The sequence below is a fragment of the Gryllotalpicola sp. CP2-P1 genome, assembly GCF_057512245.1.
In genome coordinates this window covers 1-4214 of sequence record NZ_JBLRDT010000213.1, presented here as the reverse complement: position 1 = coordinate 4214, position 4214 = coordinate 1, and the positions used below count along the sequence as shown (strand labels likewise).

The window sequence follows — 4214 nt, the reverse complement described above, 5'->3', positions numbered from 1 at the left end:
CGGCCGAAATGCGGCGCGCCCCCGAACAGGACCGCGACGACCAGAGCCGCGCCGGCCACGGCGCAGCCGATGAGGGTGCGGTTGCGGGCCAGCCGGCTCAGGCGTGCCCCGCCTTCTCCATCTGGCGCAGCTCCTTCTTGAGGTCGGAGAGCTCGTCGCGCAGCCGAGCCGCCAGCTCGAACTTCAGCTCTGCCGCGGCCTCGAGCATCTGCCCGTTGAGGTCGGCGATGAGCTGCTCGAGCTCGTTGGCGCCCTGCGCGGCGATGCCGACGCGCTGGCTCTTGGCGCCCTTGCCCGCCTTGCCCTCGCCGCGACCGCGCTCGGCGAGCACCTTCGCCGTGTCGGCCTCTTCCCGGGCGAGCACCTCGGTGATGTCGGCGATGCGCTTGCGCAGCGGCTGCGGGTCGATGCCGTGCTCGGTGTTGTACGCGATCTGGATGTCGCGCCGGCGGTCTGTCTCTTCGATCGCGGCCTTCATCGAGTCGGTCATCGTGTCGGCGTACATGTGCACCTCGCCCGAGACGTTGCGGGCGGCGCGCCCGATCGTCTGGATCAGCGAGGTGCCGGAGCGCAGGAATCCCTCTTTATCGGCGTCGAGGATCGCGACGAGCGACACCTCGGGCAGGTCGAGGCCCTCTCGCAGCAGGTTGATGCCGACGAGCACGTCGAAGACGCCCTGGCGCAGCTCGGTCAGCAGCTCGACGCGGCGCAGGGTGTCGACGTCGGAGTGCAGATAGCGCACGCGCACGCCCGCCTCGGTCAAGAAGTCGGTCAGCTCTTCGGCCATCTTCTTCGTCAGCGTCGTCACGAGCACGCGCTCGTCGCGGTCGACGCGGGTGCGGATCTCTTCCAGCAGGTCGTCGATCTGGCCCTTCGTCGGCTTGACGACGACCTTGGGGTCGACCAGGCCCGTCGGGCGGATGATCTGCTCGACGACGCCGTCGGCGATGCTCATCTCGTAGCGGCCGGGCGTCGCCGACAGATAGACGGTCTGGCCCACGCGGTTCTTGAACTCGTCCCACGTCAGGGGCCGGTTGTCGAGGGCACTCGGCAGCCGGAAGCCGTGCTCGACGAGCGTGCGCTTGCGGCTCGCGTCGCTCTCGTACATCGCGCCGATCTGCGGAACGGTCTGATGGGACTCGTCGATCACCACGAGGAAGTCGTCGGGGAAGTAGTCGAGCAGGCAGGTCGGCGGCTCGCCCGGATTGCGCCCGTCGAGGTGGCGCGAGTAGTTCTCGATTCCCGAGCAGAAGCCGATCTGCTCGAGCATCTCGAGGTCGAAGGTGGTGCGCATGCGCAGCCGCTGCGCCTCGAGCAGCTTGCCCTGCCGCTCGAGCTCTTCCAGCCGCTCGGCGAGCTCTTCGCGAATCGTGCCGATGGCCCGGTGCACCGCGGCCTGGCTGGCCGCGTACTGCGTCGCGGGCGCGATGGACACCGAGTCGAGCCGCTGCAGCACCTGGCCCGTGAGCGGGTGCAGCAGCGAGATCGCCTCGACCTCGTCGCCGAACAGCTCGATGCGCACGGCGTTCTCGTCGTAGATGGGGATGATCTCGATCGTGTCGCCCCGCACGCGGAACTTGCCGCGTGAGAAGTCGATGTCGTTGCGCTCGTACTGGGCGTCGACGAAGGTGCGGATCAGCCGGTCGCGGCCGACCACGTCGCCGACCTGCAGCACGGTCATCGCGCCGAGGTACTCGTCGACGGCGCCCAGGCCGTAGATGCACGACACGGTCGAGACCACGACCACGTCGCGCCGCGACAGCAGCGCGTTGGTCGTCGAGTGCCGCAGCCGCTCGACCTCGGCGTTGACCGACGAGTCCTTCTCGATGAAGGTGTCGGTCTGCGGCACGTAGGCCTCTGGCTGGTAGTAGTCGTAGTACGAGACGAAGTACTCGACGGCATTGTTCGGCATCAGCTCGCGGAACTCGTTGGCGAGCTGCGCGGCGAGCGTCTTGTTGTGCGCGAGCACGAGCGTCGGCCGCTGCACCTGCTCGATGAGCCACGCGGTGGTCGCCGACTTGCCCGTTCCGGTGGCGCCGAGCAGCACGATGTCGGTCTCGCCGGCGTTGATGCGCCCGGCGAGCTCCCTGATCGCCTGCGGCTGATCGCCGCTCGGCTCGTATTCGCTGACGACCTCGAACGGGCGCACGGCACGGGTGGGTTGGGCCATGCATCCAGTCTAGGAAGAGGGGGTGACATTGGCGCGGGGAAGCCGCGCCTCAGCGCGACCGGGCGTCCACCGTCCGAGCTGGTTCGCCCGCGCCCAGCTCCAGCACTGTGCCCGCCCCGCGGAACCGCGCGTCGTGCGTGACGAGAACCTGCGTCTTCGCGCGCAGCGCGACCGCGAGATCGGCGATCAGCGCGTCGGCCGCTTCCTCGTCGAGGTGCGCGGTCGGCTCGTCGAGCAGCACCACGTCCGCGTTCGCCAGCAGGGTGCGCGCCACGGCCACCCGCTGGCGCTGCCCGCCGGAGAGGAACGCGCCGCCCTGGCCGATCGGCGTGTCGAGCCCCAGTGGCAGGGTCGCGAGCAGGGGCCCGAGGCCGACCTCTTCCAGCACGCCGATGAGCTCGGCATCCGTCGCCCGGTCATCGCGGCCGCGCGCGATCTGCAGGTTGCCGCGCAGCGTCGAGTCGAACAGGTGCCCTTCCTGCGGGCACCAGGCGATTCGCCGGCGCAGCTCGTCGGCGTCGAGTCGGGCGGCGTCCGCGTCGTCGACGAGGTAGCGGCCCGCGCACGGAGCCAGGTAGCGCAGCAGCACGCCGAGCAGCGTGGTCTTCCCGCTTCCGGACGGCCCCGTGACGACGAGCGTCTCGCCCGCTCGGGCGCGCGCGGACACGTGGCGGAAGACGTCGCCCGAGGTGTGCGGGTAGCGGTACGCGAGGTCGTCGAGGTGGATGCCGCGCACGGGCCCCACCGGAAGGCCGGGCTCGTCGTGCGCGGCGGCATCGGCCGCCGCCGTGACAGGGCTCACGCGCCGCAGCACCTGCGCGAGCTCGGGCCAGCGCTGTGCGGCCGAGATGGCCTCGAGCACCGGCTCGATCAGCGCGAGCGGCGTCAGCACGAGCACCGCGACCACCGGCACGGGCAGGCCTGCGGCGAGGTGGGCCTGCTGGCCGAGCCAGAGCATGCCCATCGACGTCGCGGCGCAGGCGAGGACGGCCAGAGCGGCGCCCGCCCCCAGCGCGCCGGCGGAGCGCTTGGCGGATGCCCCCGCCCGCGCGTCGAGACGGGAGACGGCCTCGAGCTCGCCGCGCGCCGCGCCGTTGGCCACGAGGTCGTCGCGGGCGGCGAGCAGGGCGGCGACCCGCCGCACGACGGCGGAGCGATCGAGGTCGCGCCCGCGCGAGGCGCGCGCGTCGGCTGCCACGGCGACGAGCGCCCCGCCCCCGAGCGCGACGGCGGAGCACGCGAGCAGCAGCATGCCGGCCGGCGCCCAGAGGATCCAGAGTGCGATGACGGCGGCGACGAGCGCGACGACCCCCGAGGCGAGCGGCACGACGACGCGCGGGGCGAGGTCGCGCACCCGGTCGCCGTCCCCGATGAGCCGGTCGAGGGTGTTCGCGGCGGTCAGCTCGACGCGCCCCGCGGGTCCCTGCGCGGCGAGGCCGCGCCACAGCCGCATGCGCAGCTCGGTCAGCGAGGTGAAGACGGCGTCGTGCGTGATGAGCCGCTCGGCGTAGCGCAGGGCGGCGCGGCCGATGCCGAAGAACCGCACGCCCACGATCGCGACCTCGAGGAACAGGATCGGCGGGTGCTCGGCGGCGCGCACGATCAGCCAGCCCGAGAGCGCCGTGAGGGCCGTCGCGAACAGGGCGGCGAGCGTTCCGAGCCCGATGGCGCCGAGCACCCGCCAGCGCGCCGGGCCGAGCACGCGGGCGAGTTCGCGCAGGGCGCTGCCGCCGCGGTCGGCCCCGTCCCTGCCGGTCGTCGCGATTGGGGCTTCTGCAGGGGTGTTCTCCCGCACAGGTGACGACCGTGCATCGGAACCGTCTGCCCGGTCGTCGGAAACACGGCTCTCGACGGCGGTGTGGGGCGAAAACGTAACGACCGGGGCCCCAGCCCGGGGAGCCGCGGCGCCGACCGCAACCACCCGGTCGGCAGCGGCGCGCAGCTCGGGGTCGTGCGAGGCGACCAGCACCGCGACCCCGCGCTCGCGTAGCGCGGCGATCTCGGTGCGAACGAGCGCCGCAGACACGTCGTCGAGGTGAGCCGT

2 protein-coding genes are annotated in these 4214 nt (G+C 72.2%); both read right to left on the bottom strand.

All coding sequences use genetic code 11. The features are described 5' to 3' along the window. Positions 1–97 precede the first annotated feature (97 nt). Complete coding sequence (gene uvrB, locus ACM2XV_RS12940; RefSeq protein ID WP_487027218.1) at positions 98–2170, bottom strand: excinuclease ABC subunit UvrB; 2073 nt, start codon at positions 2168–2170, stop codon at positions 98–100. Between the two features lie 49 nt (positions 2171–2219). Beyond that, positions 2220–4214: thiol reductant ABC exporter subunit CydC (cydC, locus tag ACM2XV_RS12935; RefSeq protein ID WP_487027217.1), on the bottom strand; the 1995-nt coding region annotated here is incomplete at its 5' end.